This is a genomic window from Streptomyces sp. NPDC055287 (genome assembly GCF_053646035.1).
In genome coordinates this window covers 1-20259 of record NZ_JBSHNE010000067.1, presented here as the reverse complement: position 1 = coordinate 20259, position 20259 = coordinate 1, and the positions used below count along the sequence as shown (strand labels likewise).

Annotated in this window: 3 protein-coding genes; all 3 read right to left on the bottom strand. The window is 71.4% G+C overall.

Annotated features, from left to right (window positions below; translation table 11 throughout):
* Nucleotides 1-446 (bottom strand): beta-ketoacyl synthase N-terminal-like domain-containing protein (locus ACWIHY_RS37830; protein WP_454381165.1); only part of this gene is annotated, 446 nt, incomplete at its 3' end.
* Between the two features lie 61 nt (nt 447-507).
* Nucleotides 508-6279, bottom strand: a complete 5772-nt coding sequence (locus tag ACWIHY_RS37825) for an SDR family NAD(P)-dependent oxidoreductase (protein WP_454381164.1) — start codon at nt 6277-6279, stop codon at nt 508-510.
* Nucleotides 6276-20259, bottom strand: a 13984-nt coding sequence (locus ACWIHY_RS37820; RefSeq protein ID WP_454381162.1) for a type I polyketide synthase, incomplete at its 5' end; no start/stop codon positions are given. The genes ACWIHY_RS37820 and ACWIHY_RS37825, both read right to left, overlap by 4 nt.

The window sequence follows — 20259 nt, the reverse complement described above, 5'->3', positions numbered from 1 at the left end:
GTACGACTCCCCCGCAGCGACTTCGGATCGACGCCCGCCCGCTCCAACGCCTCCCAGGAGGTCTCCAGCAGCAGCCGCTGCTGGGGGTCCGTGGCTAACGCCTCGCGCGGCGACATGCCGAAGAAGTCCGGGTCGAACTCCGCGGCCCCGTACAGGAACCCGCCCTCCCGGACGTAGCTCTTGCCCTTCCGCTCCGGATCCGGGTCGTACAGATCCGCACCCCACCCCCGGTCCGTCGGAAACCCCGAGACCGCGTCCGTACCGCTCGCGACCAGGTCCCAGATGTCGTCGGGGGAGGTGACGCCGCCCGGATAGCGGCAGCTCATCGCCACGATCGCGATGGGTTCGGAGTCCTTGGCCTCCAGTTCCTCAAGTCGGCGGCGGGCCTGGCGAAGGTCCGTGGTGGCCAGTTTGAGGTAGGTGCGGAGTTTGTCCTCGTTGGACATTCGAAATCAGCTCCCCGTGCAAGTCGCGAAAAGGAAAACGGCAGGTTCCACGTGCCTCGGTTCAGGTTTTCCCCAGCTCGTTTTCGAGGACGCTGAACAGCTCGTCGTCCGAAGCCGTTTCGATGTCGCTGTCTTCGTGGGTGTCATGCGCCGCCCGCGCTCCTCCGGCGTCACCGAGTCTGGCCAGGAACGACTTCATCCGCAGCATGATTTCCACGCGCTTGATCTCGTCCGAGGCAAGGGCTCCGAGCATGCTCTCCAGCCGGTCGAGCTCCGCGGCCGCCGATTTCGCCGCCCGGACCGCGCCCGGCTCTCCGCCGCCGTCTTCGAGCTCGATCGAAGCACGGAGATACGCCGCGAGCGCGGTGGGGGTGGGGTAGTCGAAGATGAGCGTTACGGGCAGTCGAAGTCCGGTTGCCGCGTTGAGCCGGTTCCGGAATTCGACCGCCATGAGCGAGTCGAAGCCGAGTTCCACGAATCCGCGGCCCGGCTCGACAGCGGACATCGTGGCGTGGCCGAGAATGGCCGCGGCGTGCGTACGTACCATCTCCAGCAGCGTGCGCCTGCGATCGGGCTCGTCCAGTGCGGCCAGCCGCTGATGCAGAGCGGACGCGCCCTCCGAGCCCGGGGCAGCACCCGTTCCCGTACCCGCCGCGACGGTGCGCCGCGCAGTCGGACGCACCAGGCCGCGCATCACGAGGGGGACTGCGGCCAGGCCCGCCGGGCGGCTCAGCGCGTCCCGGTCGAACTGGATCGGCAGGAGCGCGGCCTCGCCCGACTGCTGTGCGGTGTCGAGCAGTTCCAAGGCCCGGTCCGTCGGCAGCGGGGTCATGCCACCGCGTGACAGGCGCCGGATGTCGGCTTCGGAGAGACCGCCGGTCAGACCACTGGCCTCGGCCCAGAAGCCCCAGCCGAGGGACACGGCCGGCCGGCCGTGCGCCCGCCGGTGCCGGGCCAGTGCGTCGAGGAAGGCGTTGGCCGCGGCGTAATTGGCCTGTCCGAGGCTGCCGAAGGTGGCGGAGGCGGAAGAGAAGAGCACGAAGGCCGACAGGTCCAGTTCCCGCGTCAGCTCGTCCAGATGAACGGCCGCGTCGAGCTTGGGCCGCAACACCGTGTCGAGCCGCTCCGGTGTGAGGGAGGAGACGACACCGTCGTCCAGTACACCGGCCGCGTGAACCACCCCGGTCAGCGGATGCCCGGCAGGAATCCCCGCCAGCAGCCCGGCCAGCGCGTCACGGTCGGCGACGTCGCAAGCGGCCACCGACACATCCGCGCCCAGCCCCGACAGCTCCGCCGCCAACTCCGGCGCACCCGGGGCATCACGGCCACTGCGACTCACCAGCAACAGCCGCCGCACACCGTGCTCCACCACCAGGTGCCGGGCCACCAGACCGCCCAGCGTGCCGGTCGCACCCGTCACCAGCACCGTGCCCGTACCGAAGGCGGGAACCGTGCCCGAGGCGCCCGCACCGGACTCGGCGCCGGGCACCGGGGCAGGCGCGGGCACGCGGGCCAGTCGCGGTACGCGCACCTCGCCCGCCCGCAGCGCGAGTTGCGGCTCGTCCTGGGCCGCCGACCACGCCAGCGCGCCCGGCAGCGCCTCCCACGAAGCCTCCACGCCGTCGGTGTCCACCAGCACGAATCGACCCGGGTTCTCCGTCTGCGCCGACCGTAACAACCCCCAGACGGGAGCCGCCGCCAGATCCGTCAGCTCTCCGTCCGGCCCGGCCGGCCCGGTCGCCACCGCACCGCGTGTCACCAGCACCAGGCGCGAACCGGCCGCCGCGAACCGCTCATCCGCAAGCCACGCCTGCGTCAGCGCCAGCGCCCGGCGCAGCGCGTCCCGCACGGCCGCGGCCGTGCCGGCGCCGCCTTCCTCGCCGAACGCGGAGGTGCAGTCGGCCAGCACAACCGGCGGCAGCACGTCGCCGTCGGCGAAGCCGCCGCTGAGGGAGTCGAGGTCCTCGTACGGCTTCACGGCTGTGCGGGCCTCGCTCAGCGCGGAAGCCGCGCCGAGTGGGTCGCCGCCAACGATGGCCCAGGGAACAGAGCCTGAACCGTCGGTCTCGTACGGGATCGAGCGGCCCTCCCACTCGACCCGGAACAGCGCGTCGTGGAGCCGCCCGCGTGCACCGACCGCACTCCCCAGCTGTTCGGTGTCCACCGGGCGCATGACCAGCGAGTCCACCGAGGCCACCGGTCGGCCGGTGCCGTCCGCCAGCGTCAGGGACACCGCGTCGGTGCCTGCCGTCGGCGACACGGCCACCCGCAGGGCCGTTGCCCCGGTCGCGTGCAACGACACACCACGCCACGCGAACGGCAGCCGGGCCTCGCGCGCGGCGCCGCCGCCCTCCGCCGACTCGGTCACCGCGCTCAGCCCCACGGCGTGCAGCGCCGCGTCGAGCAGCGCCGGGTGTACGCCGAAACGATTCGCCTCCGCCTGCCGCTCCTCGGGCAACGCGACCTCGGCGAAGATCTCGTCCTTCCGCCGCCACGCCGCGCGCAGTCCGCGGAAGAGCGGGCCGTAGTGATAACCGGCCGCGGCGAACTTCTCGTACACATCACCGCAATTGACCGGTGTCGCGTCCGCCGGCGGCCACACGGCGAGGTCCGGTGCGTCCGCGCCGACGCCCGCCGCCAGCACACCGGTGGCGTGGCACGTCCAGGTTTCGCCGTACGCCGTGTCCTCCGGACGCGAATGGATGCTCACCTCACGCCGACCGGAGCTGTCCGCCCCGCCGACCGTCACGCGCAGGCCGAGCGCGTCCGTTCCGGGGAGCACCAGCGGGGCGTGGAGCGTCAGCTCCTCGACCACGTCACAGCCCACCTCATCGCCCGCCCGGACCGCCAGCTCCACAAAACCGGTCCCCGGCAACAACACCGCGCCACCCACCGCGTGATCCGCCAGCCACGGATGCGTACGCAACGACAACCGACCGGTGAACACCACACCCGCCGACTCCGGCAACTCCACCGCCGCCCCGAGCAACGGATGCCCGGCCGACGCCAGACCAAGACCCGGCAACGCACCCACCGCACCGCCGGCAGCCTCCAACCAATAACGCCGGTGCTGAAAGGCATACGTCGGCAGATCCACCCGCGACGCACCAGTGCCCTCGAACACCCGCGCCCAGTCCACCTCCACACCCTCGACCCACACCTCGGCCAACGACGTCAGGAACCGGTCCAGCCCGCCGTCGTCACGGCGCAGCGTGCCCGTCACCACCGGGGCGGCCCGCTCCGGGCTCTCGAGCGTCTCCAGCACGCCCATCGTCAGGATGGGGTGGGGACTGACCTCGACGAACACGTGGTGGCCGTCCTCCGACAGCGCCCGGACGGCCTCCTCGAACCGCACCGGCTCGCGCAGGTTCCGGTACCAGTACCCGGCGTCCAGCTCCGCGGTGTCGAGCGGCCCCGCCGTCACGGCGGAGTAGAAAGGCACCTGCGAGGCCCGCAGTTCGACGCCCGAGAGCAGCTCGGCCAATTCCGACTCAAGCACCTCGACATGGGACGAGTGCGCGGAGAAGTCCACCCCGGGGACGTTCCACCGCATGACCCCGGCCTTTGCCAGTACGGTCCCGAAGTCGGCCAGCGCGTCGGCGTCTCCCGAGACCACCACCGCCTGCGGGCCGTTCACAGCGGCGACGGAGATACGGTCACCGAAGGGAGCGATCCGCTCGCGCACCCACTCGTGCGACGCCACGATCGACAACATCCCGCCGCGCCCCGCGATGGCCAGCAGAGCACGGCTGCGCAGCGCGACCACCCGGAGCGCGTCCTCCAGGGACAACACGCCGGCCACACAGGCGGCGGCGACCTCGCCCTGCGAATGGCCCACCACGGCGGAGGGCACCAGGCCGGCCGAACGCCACATCTCTGCCAGCGACACCATCATCGCGAACAGCGCGGGCTGCACCACATCCACCCGCGCCAACGCCGCCTCGTCGTCAAGCACCTCGCGAAGTGACCAGTCGACCAGCCCGCTCAGCAGCCGTTCGCACTCTTCCATCCGCGCGGCGAACACCGGGGACGACTCCCACAGGCCCTGAGCCATCCCGGCCCACTGCGAGCCCTGCCCCGGGAACACGAACGCCACCCGGCCACCGGCACCCGCCGCGCGCGGACCGGCCACCACTCCCGGCGCCTCCCCCTCACCACGCGCCAACGCCCGTAACCCGGCGACAAGTTCGTCCCGCGAGCCACCGGCCACCACCGCACGGTTCTCCAACGCCGCCCGCCCGGACGCCAGCGACCAGCCGACATCCACCGGCGACAACCCGCCGTCACTTTCCACCCGGGAAAGCAACCGCGCCGCCTGATCCCGCACCGCGTCGGCGCCACGCCCCGACACCACCCACGGCACCGTGGGCAGCACGACCCGCTCGGCACCGGTCGCCGCGACGGGCGCCCGGTCCGGCTCCGGCTGCTCTTCCTGCGCCGGGGCTTCTTCCAGGATGACGTGCGCGTTCGTACCGCTCACACCGAACGACGACACCCCCGCGAGCCGCGGACGCCCCTCGGTCTGCTTCCACTCCCGCCGCTCCGTCAGCAGCTCGACCGCACCTCCCGACCAGTCCACCTTCGTGGACGGCTCATCGACGTGCAGCGTCTTCGGCAGTACGCCGTACCGCATCGCCAGCACCATCTTGATCACGCCCGCGACACCGGCGGCCGCCTGCGTGTGCCCGATGTTCGACTTCAACGAGCCGAGCCACAGCGGCCGGTCGGACGGACGTACCTGCCCGTACGTGGCGAGCAGCGCCTCGGCCTCGATGGGGTCGCCGAGCGTCGTACCCGTCCCGTGCGCCTCGACGACATCCACGTCCGCCGCCGAGATCCGCGCGTTCGCCAGCGCCGCCCGGATCACACGCTGCTGCGACGGACCGTTCGGCGCCGTAAGACCATTGCTCGCACCGTCCTGATTCACCGCCGAACCCCGCACCACCGCCAGCACCGGATGCCCATTACGCCGCGCATCCGACAACCGCTCCAGCAGCAGCACTCCGGCGCCCTCGCCCCAGCCCATTCCGTCGGCCGCGTCGGAGAACGCCTTGGAACGCCCGTCCGCCGCCAGCCCGCGCTGCCGGCTGAACTCCACGAAGGCCACCGGGGTCGACATCACGGAGACCCCTCCCGCCACCGCCAGGGAGCACTCCCGGCGGCGCAGCGCGTGCACCGCCTCGTGCAGGGCGACCAAGGAGGACGAACAAGCGGTGTCCACGGTCACCGCGGGGCCTTCGAGGCCGAGGAAGTAGGAGAGGCGCCCCGAGAGCACCGCGCCGGAGCCGCCGGTGACCACATAGCCCGCGACGTCCTCGGTCACCTCTCCGGCACTCGGGCCGTAGTGCGAGGGCGTGCCACCGACGAAGACTCCCGTCTGGCTGCCCTTGAGCGAGGCCGGGTCGATACCGGCGCGCTCGATCAGCTCCCACGACGCTTCGAGGAACAGCCGCTGCTGCGGGTCCATCGCCAGCGCCTCACGCGGCGAGATTCCGAAGAAACCCGCGTCGAACTCGGCGGCGTCGCGGACGAAGCTGCCCTCGTTCACGTACGTCGTGCCCGGCCTGCCCGAATTTCCGTCGGGGTCGTACAGGCCCTCGATGTCCCAGCCCCGGTCATCAGGTAACCCTGAGGCGGCGTCGGTGCCGCCGGCGAGCAGCCGCCACAGCTCCTCCGGCGAGTTCGCGCCTCCGGGAAGCCGGCAGCTCACAGAGACGATCGCGATCGGCTCCCGCTCTCCCGCCTCCTGTTCCTGCAGGCGGGTCCGCGTCTTGTGCAGGTCGGCGGTGACCCACTTGAGATATTCCCGGAGCTTGTCCTCGTTCGCCGTCATGACTTACCGAACTCCTGGTTGATGAAGTCGAATATCTCGTTGTCGGTGGCCGCATCGAGCGTGTCTTCGACAGCCGGCCGGCCGTCCTGCGCAGCGCCGGGCAGTTCGCCCGCCGGTGAGCCGTCGCCGTCGAGCCTCGACAGGAGCACGTGCAGCCGCGAGGTGACCGTGGCCCGCAGGTCCTCGTCCTCCGGGAGGATGGAGAAGACCGCCGCTTCCAGCTTGTCGAGCTCCGCGATCGCGGACTCGGGCGTGCCGGCCCCGGTTCCGGCCAGCTGTGCCCGCAGATGACCGGCGAGGTCGAGGGGCGTCGGGTGGTCGAAGACCAGCGCGGTGGGAAGCCGCAGCCCGGTGGCCCTCTGCAGTCTGTTACGGAGCTCGACGGCCGTCAGGGAGTCGAAGCCGAGTTCCTTGAACGCCCGGTCCTCGCCCACCGTGTCGGTGCCCTCGTGACGCAGTACCGCAGCGGCGTTGGAACGCACCAGGTCGAGCAGCGTGCGCTCCAGCTCTGGCCCGCTCATCGCCGCGAACCGGTCGGCCGGCGATCCGGAGGGCCCGTCGTCGGCTCCGGCTGGTGTGGCCTCCTGGAGGGCGTACCGCACCTCCGGCAGATCGTCGAGCAGCGGCCGCGGCCGGGCCGCGGTGAAGCCGGGCGCGAAGCGCGACCAGTCCACGTCCGCGACCACGGCACACGTCTCGTCGTGGTCCAGGGCCTGCTGGAGTGCCTCGATCGCCAGATCCGGGTCCATCGCCAGCACCCCGAGCCGGCTCATGTGGTCCTCTGCCGCGTTGTCCGTCAGCATGCCGGCTCCGCGCCACGCACCCCATGCGACGGACGTCCCGGGGAGGCCGCGGGAGCGGCGCCGCTGTACCAGTGCGTCCAGGTACGCGTTGGCGGCGCCGTACGCGCCCTGGCCGCCCGCCCCCCAGACTCCCGCGTTCGACGAGAAGAGGACGAAGGCATCCAGTTCCTCGCCGTCCAGCAACTCGTCGAGGTTGGCGGCGCCCGCCACCTTGCCCGACGCGACGACGGCGAGCGTGGCGAGGTCCGTCTCGTCGAGCGTCGCGCTCGGCGCCACACCCGCGGTGTGCACCACCGACCGCACGGGGGATCCCTCGGCCCGGAGCTTCTCCAGCAGCGCGGCGAGCGCGGCACGATCCGCGACATCACATGCGGCAACAGTCACCCGAGCACCGACCCCCGTCAGCTCCTGCACAAGCTCCTCGGCGCCTGGGGTCTCCATGCCGCGACGGCTGGTCAGGACGAGATGCTGCGCTCCACGGCACGCCAGCCAGCGGGCAACTCGCTTGCCCAGTGCGCCGGTTCCGCCAGTGATCAAGACCGTACCTTGTGGCTTCCAGTCTCGTACAGCGCGAATTTCTCCGAGCGGCGCACGCACGAGCCGCCGTGCGACAAGGCCCGCCGCACGCAGGGCGAGCTGGTCCTCGGAACCCGCAGTGCCGCCGGTCAGTACGCCGCGAAGCCGCGTCAGCGTGCGTGCGTCGGGAGTCTCCGGCAGGTCGATCAGACCGCCCCAGCGCTGCGGGTGTTCCAGGCCGACGACCCTGCCCAGGCCCCAGGTCTGGGCCTGCGCCGCGCTGACGGCGGCACCGTCCGCACGGCCGGTGGACACCGCGCCCCGCGTCGCCAGCCACAGAGGCGCGGCCAGGTCCGCGTCACCCAGCGCCTGCACGAGCTGCAAGGCGCCGGCCACGCCCCGGGGCACCACCGGGTACACCGGATGCATGTCCTCGTCGAGCGCGAGCAGTGAGAGTACGCCGCTGATGCCGTCGGCCTGTGCGTGCGTGGCCAGGACCTCACGTATGCGCTCGGCCAGTTGTGGCCGGTCCCCGTCGGCCGGGTCCCAGACCAGCGGGACGACTGTCGCCCCGCCGTCGGCAAGCGCCCTGGCAGTGGCGCCGGCCCACGGCGCGTCGGCGTGCCCGGAGGGGACGATCAGCAGCCACGTGCCGGTCGCGGTCACCGCGGCCGCCGGCGGGTCCTCCGGCACCGGCTTCCAGGTGACGCGGTAACGCCAGCCGTCGAGGGTGGTCCGGATTCGCCGCTGCCGGCGCCACGAGGACAGGGCGGGCAGCAGGCTGCCCAGCGACGACTGCTGCGCCTCGTCCTGGACCTCGAGCGTCGTGGACAGCGACTCCAGGTCCCCGCTCTCGACGGCCTCCCAGAACTGATCGTCCGCCTGACCGGCCGGCATGCCGCCCGTCGCCGTGCCCGCACCGGTCGCCGCTTCGGCGGCCGGTGCTTCCAGCCAGTAGCGGCGACGCTGGAAGGCATACGTCGGCAGGTCCACCCGGGACGCGCCGGTACCGGCGAATGCCTGCGCCCAGTCGACCTCCACGCCCTGGACCCACACCTCCGCCAGGGACGTCAGGAACCTGTCCGGGCCGCCGTCGTCGCGCCGGAGCGTGCCGGCTACCACCGGAGGGGCAGCCGTGCGCTTCCCCGGGCTTTCCAGCGTCTCCTGCACGCTCACTGTCAGGACGGGGTGGGAACTGACCTCGATGAACGTGCCGTGGTTCTGCTCGGCCAGCGTCTCGATCGCAGTCTGGAAGCGGACCGTCTGGCGCAGGTTGCGGTACCAGTACCCGGCGTCGAGACCGGCGGTGTCCAGCCAATCCCCCGTCACGGTCGAGAAGAACGGCACTTCGGAAGCCTGCGGCCGCACCGCCGCGAGTACGTCGGCCAGCTCGTCCTCGATCAGCTCCACATGTGAGGTGTGCGAGGCGTAGTCCACCGCGATACGTCGAGCGCGGACCCCTTCCGCCTCACAGGTCACGACCAGCTCGTCCAGCGCGGCCGGATCACCGGCCACCACGACCGAGGCCGGTCCGTTGACCGTGGCGATCGACAACCGCCCGTCCCACACGGCTATGCGCTCGGCCACCTGGTCGGCCGACAGCTGCACCGACATCATCCCGCCGCGCCCGGCCAGGCTCCGCGCGATGGCCTGCGACCGCAACGCCACCACCCGCGCACCGTCCTGCAAGGACAATCCGCCCGCCACACAGGCTGCGGCAATCTCACCCTGCGAATGCCCCACCACCGCCGACGGCTCCACACCGTACGAGCGCCACAACGCCGCCAGCGACACCATCACCGCCCACGACACCGGCTGCACCACATCAACGCGCACCAACGACGGCGCACCGGACACCTGCCGAACCACACCGTCCAGGTCCCAGTCCACAAACTCCGCAAGCGCCCGGCCACACTCCGCCATCCGCTCCGCGAACACCGGCGAAGCACCCAACAGACCCACAGCCATACCCGCCCACTGCGAACCCTGCCCCGGGAACACAAACACCACCCGGCCGCCGGTTCCCGAAACCGTGCCCTCCACCACACCCGGAACCGACTCACCACGAGCCAGGGCCTCCACACCCGAAGCCAAGCCGTCCCCACCGCCGACCACCACCGCACGGTGCTCGAAAGCCGACCGGCCCGATGCCAGCGACCACCCCACGTCCACCGGCGACAGCTCCACGGCACCCTCCACCCGGGACCACAACCGCCCGGCCTGACCCCGCAGAGCCTCCACACTCCGGCCCGACAACACCCACGGCACGACCACCGGGCCCACCGGCCGCGACGTCACTTCTCCAGCCGACTCCGACAACTCCGGCAGCTCAAGAATGACGTGCGCGTTCGTACCGCTCACACCGAACGACGACACACCCGCCCGACGCGGACGCCCCTCAGCCCCCGGCCACTCCCGCGCCTCCGTCAGCAGCTCCACCGCGCCCGCCGACCAGTCCACCTCCGACGACGGCTCGTCCACATGCAGCGTCCGGGGCAGTACGCCGTGCTGCATCGCCTGCACCATCTTGATCACACCGGCCACACCCGCAGCCGCCTGCGTGTGCCCGATATTCGACTTCAACGACCCCAGCCACAACGGCCGGTCGGACGGACGGTCCTGACCGTACGTCGCGAGCAACGCCTGCGCCTCGATCGGATCGCCCAGCGTCGTACCCGTACCGTGCGCCTCCACCACATCCACATCAGCCGCCGACACCCCGGCATTCGCCAGCGCCGCCCGGATCACACGCTGCTGCGACGGACCATTCGGCGCCGTAAGACCATTACTCGCACCATCCTGATTCACCGCCGAACCACGCACCACCGCAAGCACCGGATGACCATTACGCCGCGCATCCGACAACCGCTCCAACAACACCATCCCGACGCCCTCGGCCCACCCCGTACCGTCCGCGGCGTCCGAGAACGACTTGCAACGGCCGTCCGGCGACAAGGCGCGCTGCCGGCTGAACTCCACGAACGTCATCGGCGTGGACATCACCGTCACGCCGCCCGCCAACGCGAGCGTGCACTCACCCGCACGCAGCGCCTGGGCAGCCAGGTGCAAGGAGACAAGCGACGACGAGCACGCGGTGTCGACCGTCACTGCCGGGCCCTCCAGGCCGAAGGTGTACGAGAGGCGGCCGGAGGCCACACTGCCGGCACTGCCGTTGCCGAGGTACCCCTCGAATCCCTCCGGCGCGACCCGGAGCCGCGAACCGTAGTCGTTGTACATCACTCCGGTGAACACACCGGTACGACTCCCCCGCAGCGACTTCGGATCGACGCCCGCCCGCTCCAACGCCTCCCAGGAGGTCTCCAGCAGCAGCCGCTGCTGGGGGTCCGTGGCCAGCGCCTCGCGCGGCGACATGCCGAAGAAGTCCGGGTCGAACTCCGCGGCCCCGTACAGGAACCCGCCTTCTCTGGCGTACGCCCTGCCCTGCCGGTCCGGATCCGGGTCGTAGAGATCCGCACCCCACCCCCGGTCCGTCGGAAACTCCGAGATCGCGTCCACGCCGCCGTCGACCAGGGCCCACAACTCCTCCGGGGAGGCAACACCACCGGGGTAACGGCAGCCCATCCCCACAATCACGATCGGATCGTCGGGGTCACCCACCGGGGAAGCCGCGGCGTCAACACCGGCCGCTGCGGCGACCGCGTCCTGGTCACCGAAGAGTTCGGCCCCCAGGTACGTCACGAGGGCGCCGGGTGACGGGTGGTCGAAGACGAGCGTGGCGGGAAGGCGCAGTCCTGTCGCCGAGTTCAGCCGGTTCCGCAGCTCCACCGCCGTCAGGGAGTCGAAGCCGAGCTCCTTGAACGCCCGGGTTTCCTCGATCGCATCTGCCGAACCGTGTCCGAGAACAGTCGCGATCAGCCCCCGTACGAACTCGGACAGCGCCCGCATCCTCTCGCCGTCCGACAGCCCGGCCAGCCGCTGCACCAGACCCGCTGCGGCCCCGCCGCCCTCCACCACTCTCGCCCGGCGAACCGGCCCACGCACCAGCCCTCTCAGCATCGCCGGCACGTCACCGCCCAGGGCACGCAGCGCAGCCGTGTCGAAGCGCACCGGCAGCAGGAGCGCCGCGTCCGCCCCGACACCGGCGTCGAACAACGCCAGGCCGTCCCGCGAGGACAACGCGACCAGACCCGAACGCGCCACCCGCGCCAGATCCGCCCGGTCCAGCTCGCCCGTCATACCACTGCTCTGCTGCCACAGACCCCACGCCAGCGACGTCGCCGGCAGCCCCTCGGCCCGGCGTACGGCAGCCAGCGCGTCCAGGAACACGTTCGCCGCCGCGTAGCCGCCCTGTCCGGCGCTGCCCAGGACACCCGAGGCCGAGGAGAACAGTACGAATGCCGACAGGTCAAGGCCGCGTGTCAGCTGATGCAGATTCCACGCCGCGTCCACCTTCGGACGCAGCACCCGCTCCACCCTCTCGCCGTCCAGCCCGGTGACCAACCCGTCGTCCAGTACACCGGCCGCGTGAACCACCGCGGTCAGCGGATGCCCGGCAGGAATCCCCGCCAGCAGCCCGGCCAGCGCGTCACGGTCGGCGACGTCGCAAGCGGCCACCGACACATCCGCGCCCAGCCCCGACAGCTCCGCCGCCAACTCCGGCGCACCCGGGGCATCACGGCCACTGCGACTCACCAGCAACAGCCGCCGCACACCGTGCTCCACCACCAGGTGCCGGGCCACCAGACCGCCCAGCGTGCCGGTCGCACCCGTCACCAGCACCGTGCCTTCCGGATCCCACGGCCGAGGCGCCTGCCGTGCGGGCGGCGCAGCCCGCACCAGCTTCGGGATCCGTACGACACCGTCACGTACGGCCAGTTGCGGGGCATCCGAGGCCAGCAGGCCACCGGGCAGTCCGGTACCTCCATCGGTGTCCACGAGCACGAACCGGCCGGGGTTCTCGGTCTGCGCCGAACGCAACAGCCCCCACACGGGAGCCGCCGCCAGGTCGGTCACGGCCTCCTCGGGCCCGGTCGCCACCGCACCGCGCGTCACCAGCACCAGACGCGAACCGGCCGCCGCGAACCGCTCATCCGCAAGCCACGCCTGCGTCAGCGCCAGGGCGCGGTGTACGGCTTCGTGCGCGGACGGCGCTGTGTCGCCGACCGAGGTCGTGAAGGGAACGAACACGGCGTCCGGGACGGCCGCACCGCTCTCGACGGCCGCACGCAGTGCCTCCGGACCGGAGTACACCTCGGCCCCGGGAATTCCGAGCCCGGCAGCGCTGTCCGCCGCGCCCATCACCGCCCACAGGCCGCGCTGTCCGGCCGTACCCGGGTCGTCCGTGGTCGCCTGCGGCGCCTCCGCCCACTCGACACGGAACAACGCGTCGTCCGTACCGCTACGGGCCGCCGCGTTCGCGATCTGCCCAGGGTCCACCGGCCGAAGGACAAGGGACTCGACCGTCGCGACCGGCTGCCCGGTGCTGTCCGCGACCGTCACCGACACCGAGCTGTCCGCACCGGTCGGCGCCAGACGCACGCGCAGCGCCGCCGCACCGGCCGCGTACAACGACACACCGCGCCACACGAACGGCAATCGCGCCCGGCTGTCGGAGAAGAACTCACCCAGCCGCAAACCATGCAACGCCGCATCCAGCAGCGCCGGATGGACACCGAACCGAGCCGCCTCCTCCTGCCGGTCCTCGGGCAGTACGGCCTCGACGAACACCTCGTCGCCGCGCCGCCATGCCGCCCGTACGCCCTGGAACACTGGCCCATAGCCGTATCCGGCGGCCTCGAAGTCCGTGTACACATCATCGGTGGCCAGCTCCACCGCGCCCTCCGGCGGCCACACGACCAGATCCGCCGCAGGCTGCGAACCGTCGGTCGCCAGCGCGCCGGTGGCATGACACGTCCACCCCGCATCGGCGTAAGCGTCACCTTCGCGCGAGTACACGCTGAAGATGCGACGGCCCATCCCGTCGGGCTCGGCAACCGTCAAGCGCAGCTGGACGCCATCCTTCTCGGGCAGCACCAGCGGGGCGTGGAGCGTCAGCTCCTCGACCACGTCACAGCCCACCTCATCGCCCGCCCGGACCGCCAGCTCCACAAAACCGGTCCCCGGCAACAACACCGCGCCGCCCACCGCGTGATCCGCCAGCCACGGATGCGTACGCAACGACAACCGACCGGTGAACACCACACCCGCCGACTCCGGCAACTCCACCGCCGCCCCGAGCAACGGATGCCCGGCCGACGCCAGACCAAGACCCGGCAACGCACCCACCGCACCGCCGGCAGCCTCCAACCAATAACGCCGGTGCTGGAAGGCATACGTCGGCAGATCCACGCGGCAGGCGCCGCTGCCCTCGAACACCCGCGCCCAGTCCACCTCCACGCCCTGGACCCACGCCTCGGCGAGCGACGTCAGGAACCGGTCCAACCCGCCGTCGTCACGGCGCAGCGTGCCCGTCACCACGGCGGAGTCGGCCTGCTCCTGCACACTCATCGCCAGGACAGGATGGGAGCTGACCTCGACAAACGCCTCGAAACCCTGCTCACCCAACGCCTCCACAGCAGTCTGGAAGCGCACCGTCTGCCGCAGATTGCGGTACCAGTACCCGGCGTCGAGACCAACGGTGTCCAGCCAGTCCCCCTCCACCGTGGAGAAGAACGGCACCTCGGAGACCTGCGGCCGCACATCGGCCAACACCCGCGCGAGCTCGTCCTCGATCAGCTCCACATGCGAGGTGTGCGAGGCGTAATCCACAGCGATACGCCTAGCCCGGACACCCGCCCCCTCACACTCCGCAAGAAGCTCGTCGAGCGCGGTAGGTTCACCGGCGACCACGACCGACGAGGGCCCGTTCAGGGCCGCCACCTCCAGCCGGCCCGACCACCCCTCCAAACGGCCCTCGACCTCAGCCAACGGCAACGCCACCGACATCATCCCGCCACGCCCCGCCAGACTCCGCGCGATGGCCTGCGACCGCAACGCCACCACCCGCGCACCGTCCTGCAAGGACAATCCGCCCGCCACACAGGCCGCGGCAATCTCACCCTGCGAATGCCCCACCACCGCCGACGGCTCCACACCGTACGAGCGCCACAACGCCGCCAGCGACACCATCACCGCCCACGACACCGGCTGCACCACATCAACGCGCACCAACGACGGCGCACCGGACACCTGCCGAACCACACCGTCCAGGTCCCAGTCCACAAACTCCGACAGCGCCCGGCCACACTCCGCCATCCGCTCCGCGAACACCGGCGAAGCACCCAACAGACCCACAGCCATACCCGCCCACTGCGAACCCTGCCCCGGGAACACAAACACCACCCGGCCGCCGGTCCCCGAAACCGTGCCCTCCACCACACCCGGAACCGACTCACCACGAGCCAACGCACCCAACACACCCGTCAGTTCATCCCGCGAGCCACCGATCACCACAGCACGGTTCTCGAACTCCGCCCGCCCCGACGCCAGCGACCACCCCACATCCACCGGCGACAACCCACCATCACCCTCCACCCGGGCCAGCAAACGAGCCGCCTGACCCCGCACCGCAGCAACCCCACGCCCCGACACCACCCACGGCACCACCACCGGCTCCACCTCAACCGTCGAGACGGGGGCCGGTTCCAGCTCCGCGACCTGCTCCAGGATCACGTGCGCGTTCGTACCACTCACACCGAACGACGACACACCCGCCCGACGCGGACGCCCCTCTGCCTCGGGCCACTCCCGCGCCTGCGTCAGCAGCTCCACCGCGCCCGCCGACCAGTCCACCTCCGACGACGGCTCACCCACATACAGCGTCTCCGGCAGCACACCATGGCGCATCGCCTGCACCATCTTGATCACACCGGCCACACCCGCAGCCGCCTGCGCATGCCCGATATTCGACTTCAACGACCCCAGCCACAACGGCCGGTCGGACGGACGGTCCTGACCGTACGTCGCGAGCAACGCCTGCGCCTCGATCGGATCGCCCAACGTCGTACCCGTACCGTGCGCCTCCACCACATCCACATCAACCGCCGACACCCCGGCATTCGCCAGCGCCGCCCGGATCACACGCTGCTGCGACGGACCATTCGGCGCCGTAAGACCATTACTCGCACCATCCTGATTCACCGCCGAACCACGCACCACCGCAAGCACCGGATGACCATTACGCCGCGCATCCGACAACCGCTCCAACAACACCATCCCGACGCCCTCGGCCCACCCCGTACCGTCCGCGGCGTCCGAGAACGACTTGCAGCGACCGTCCGGCGCGAGCCCGCGCTGCCGGCTGAACTCCACGAAGACCATCGAGGTGGCCATGACGTTCACTCCACCGGCGAGGGCGAGCGAGCACTCACCGTTGCGCAGCGACTGCACCGCCAGGTGCAGGGCCACCAACGACGACGAGCACGCCGTGTCCACCGTCACCGCGGGACCCTCAAGGCCCAGCGCGTACGCGACACGGCCCGAGATCGCCGAGGTCGTGCTGCCGGTCAGGTAGTAGCCCTCGCTTCCCTCGCCGGACTGCTCCATGCCGAAGGCGTAGCCCTGCGCCGCAGCGCCGGCGAACACGCCTGCCTGGGATCCCCGTACGGAGGCAGGGTCGATTCCGGCTCGTTCGAATGCCTCCCACGACGTCTCCAGCAGCAACCGCTGCTGCGGGTCCATCGCCAGCGCCTCACGCGGCGAGATCCCGAAGAAGCCCGCGTCGAAGTTGGCGGCGGTGTGGAGGAAGCCGCCGTTGCGGACGTACGACTTTCCGGGGCGGTCCGGATCGTCGTCGTACAGCGCGTCGAGGTCCCAGCCCCGGTCGGCCGGAAAGTCGGTGATGCCGTCGCCGCCGGACGCCAGCAGATCCCACAGCGCCTCGGGGGACGCGGCGTCGCCCGGGTAGCGGCAGCTCATCCCGACGATGGCGATCGGGTCGTCCGCCTGCGGGGCGGTGATCGGCGCGGTGCCGACGGCGGCTTCGGGCCGGTCACCGAGCAGCTCGCCGCGCAGATGCCGGGCGAGCGCACCAGGCGTGGGGTGGTCGAAGACGAGCGTGGCGGGCAGCCGCAGTCCTGTCGCCGCGTTCAGCCGGTTGCGGAGTTCCACCGAGGTCAGGGAGTCGAAGCCGAGTTCCTTGAACGCCCGGCTCTCCTCCACCGCCGCGGCCGATCCGTGTCCGAGGACGACCGCGACGTGCCCGCGTACGAACTCCGAGAGTTCCGCCAGCTGTTCGGCCTCGGGGCGGCCGGCCAGCCGCCGGGCCAGGCCCGTGGGCGCGGCCGTGGTGCCGGTGGTCGCCGTGGCCCGGGCGCGGTGCACGGGGCCCCGGACGAGGCCGCGCAGCAGGGCGGGGACGGACGCGCCGGACGTGCGCAGCGCGGCGGTGTCGAGCCGGACCGGCAGCAGGAACGGCTCGTCGGCCGCGATTGCGATATCGAGCAGCGCCAGCCCTTCGTCGGACGACAGGGCCATCAGGCCCGAGCGTGCCATGCGCGCGCGGTCCGCTTCGGCGAGCTCACTCGTCATGGCGCTGCTCTGCTCCCACAGCCCCCATGCCAGCGACGTCGCCGGCAATCCCTCGGTGCGGCGGACCGCCGCGAGGGCGTCGAGGAAGACGTTCGCCGCCGCGTAGTTGCCCTGCCCGGCGTTGCCGAGGGAACCCGAGACGGAGGAGAAGAGGACGAAGGCCGACAGGTCCAGCTCGCGCGTCAGCTCATGCAGGTTCCAGGCCGCGTCCACCTTCGGGCGCAGCACTCCGTCGACACGCTCGGGGGTGAGCGCGGAGACCATACCGTCGTCCAGTACGCCGGCCGTGTGGACGACCGTGGTCAGGGGGTGTTGGACCGGGATCCCGGCGAGCAGCCCCGCCAGCGACTCCCGGTCGGCGACATCACAGGCCACCACCCGTGCCCGCGCGCCGAGGCCGCCCAGCTCCGCGACCAGGTCCGCCGCACCGTCGGCTGCCGGGCCACGGCGGCTGACGAGCAGCAGTTCCCGTACGCCGTGCCGCACCACGAGGTGGCGGGCGACGAGTCGGCCGAGCGTTCCGGTCGCTCCGGTCACCAGGGCGGTGCCGGTCCCCGTGCCGGCCGGTGGGGCGGGGACGGTCAGCACGACCTTGCCGATGTGCCGGGCCTGGCTCAGGTGGCGAAAGGCCTCCGGGGCCCGACGTATGTCCCACGTCGCGACAGGCAGGGGCTTGAGCACTCCCTGCTCGAACAGCTCCAGCAGTTCGAGCAGCATTTCCTGCGTACGGTCCGGGCCTGCCTCGCCCAGGTCGAACGCCTGGTAGGCGACGCCCGGGTGTGCCGCGGCGACCTCGGCGGGGTCGCGCTTGTCGGTCTTGCCCATCTCCAGGAAACGCCCGCCGCGCGGCAGCAGCCGCAACGACGCGTCGACGAACTCGCCCGCGAGCGCGTCCAGCACCACGTCCATGCCACGGCCACCGGTCGTGGCGCGGAAGCGCTCCTCGAAGTGCAGCGTGCGGGAAGAAGCGATGTGCGACTCGTCCAGACCCGAGCTGCGCAGGGCGTGCCACTTGCCCTCGCCGGCCGTGCCGAAGACCTCCGCGCCCCAGTGCCGTGCCAGCTGCACTGCGGCCATGCCGACGCCACCGGCGGCGTTGTGTACGAGCACCGACTCGCCCGGCCGCAGCCCTGCGAGGTCACGCAGGCCGTAGTACGCCGTCAGGAAGACGACCGGCACTGAGGCCGCCTGCACGAACGACCACCCGGTGGGTACCGGCACCAGCATCCGCCGGTCGGTTACGGCGACGGGGCCGAACGAGCCGGAGAAGACGCCCATGACCCGGTCGCCCGGCGCCAGGTCGCTCACGCCCTCGCCGACCTCGATCACGACACCAGCGGCCTCGTTGCCCATCACTTCCTGGTCCGGTACGACGCCCAGGGCCAGCACCACGTCCCGGAAGTTCATACCGGAAGCCCGGACCTGAACCCGTACCTGGCCTGCGGCGAGCGGCTGCTCGGCGGCCGGGCACTCCAGGAGTTCCAAGTTGGCGAATGACCCCTTGTTGGGGATCTCCAGCCGCCAGGCCGACGCCCCTGCCGGCGGCGTCAGCGCTTCGTTCCCACGTGTCACGCGTGCCATGCGCGGCACCCGTACCTCGCCCGCGCGCAGCGCCAACTGCGGTTCGTCCTGGGCCGCCGCCCACGCCAGCGCCGCCGGCAGCGCATCCCGGGACGCCTGCGTCCCATCGGTGTCCATCAGCACGAACGCGCCAGGGTTCTCCGTCTGCGCCGACCGCAACAACCCCCACACCGGGGACGCCGCCAGGTCCGTCACATCACCGTCGGAGCCCGCCGCCACCGCGCCGTGCGTCAGCAACACCAGTCGCGCACCGGTGAACCGCTCGTCCCCGAGCCACGCCTGCGTCAGCGCCAGCGCCCGATGGCTCGCCACATGCGCGGCCTGCGCGATTTCCGTGCCGTCAGGGGTTGCCGGAACTGTGACCACGACGACGTCCGGCAGCTCGGCACCCGCCGCCACCGCTTCGCCCAGGGCCTCCAGATCCGGATACACCTCTGCCCCGGGGGCGCCTACGGATGCGCCGATCAGAGCCAAGCCGACGTCGCGGCCCGCACCATCGTTCGCCGTGGCCGTGGCCGTCGCCGCCGCCGTGGCCGTCGCTGCCGGAACCGCCGTCCAGTCGAGACGGAACAGCGCCTCGTGCTCCGGCGACTTTCCGGCTGCTGCTGACAGCTGTTCGCGGTCGACCGGCATGCAGACCAGCGAGTCCACCGTCGCGACCGCCTGACCCGTGCCGTCGGCCACCGTCACCGAGACCGCGTCCGTGCCGGCCGGCGTCAGCCGGACACGGAGCATCGACGCACCCGCCGCCCGCAACGACACACCTCGCCACTCGAACGGTAACCGCGCCCGGTCGTCGGAGAAGAAGTTACCCAGTTGCACACCGTGCAGCGCCGCGTCCATCAGCGCCGGGTGCATACCGAAGCGGCCCGCGTCCTCCTGGTGCTCCGCGTCGAGGGCCACCTCGGCGAAGACCTCGTCGCCGCGTCGCCACGCCGCTCGCACGCCCTGGAACACCGGGCCGTACCCATAGCCGTCGGCCTCGAAGCTCGCGTACATGCCATCGACGGGCACCGCCTCGGCGCCGGCCGGCGGCCACTCCAGCAGCTCCGCCGCAGGCTGCGAACCACCGCTCGTCAGTACGCCCATGGCGTGGCAGGTCCACTCTCCGTCGGCCGACGCCTCGCCGTCGCGGGAGTGGACGGTCAGCGAGCGCCGCCCTGCTTCGTCCGGCTCGCCCACCGCGATCTGGAGTTGTACGACGCCCCGCTCGGGCAGGATGAGCGGCGCCTGGAGCGTGAGCTCTTCGACCACATCGCAACCGACCTGGTCACCCGCCCGTACCGCCAGTTCCACGAAGCCGGTCCCCGGGAACAGCACCGTGCCCGCGACCGCGTGATCCGCCAGCCACGGATGCGTACGCAACGACAACTGTCCCGTCAGCAGCAACCCGTCGGCGCCTGCCAGCTCCACGGCCGCACCGAGCAAGGGGTGTTCTGCCGCCCCGAGTCCGAGTCCGGCCACGGAGCCGGTGCCTGTCATGTCACCGAAAGATTCCAGCCAGTAGCGGTTGCGTTGGAAGGCATACGTCGGCAGATCCACCCGGGACGCACCCGTCCCCCCGAACACCCCCGACCAATCAACAGACACA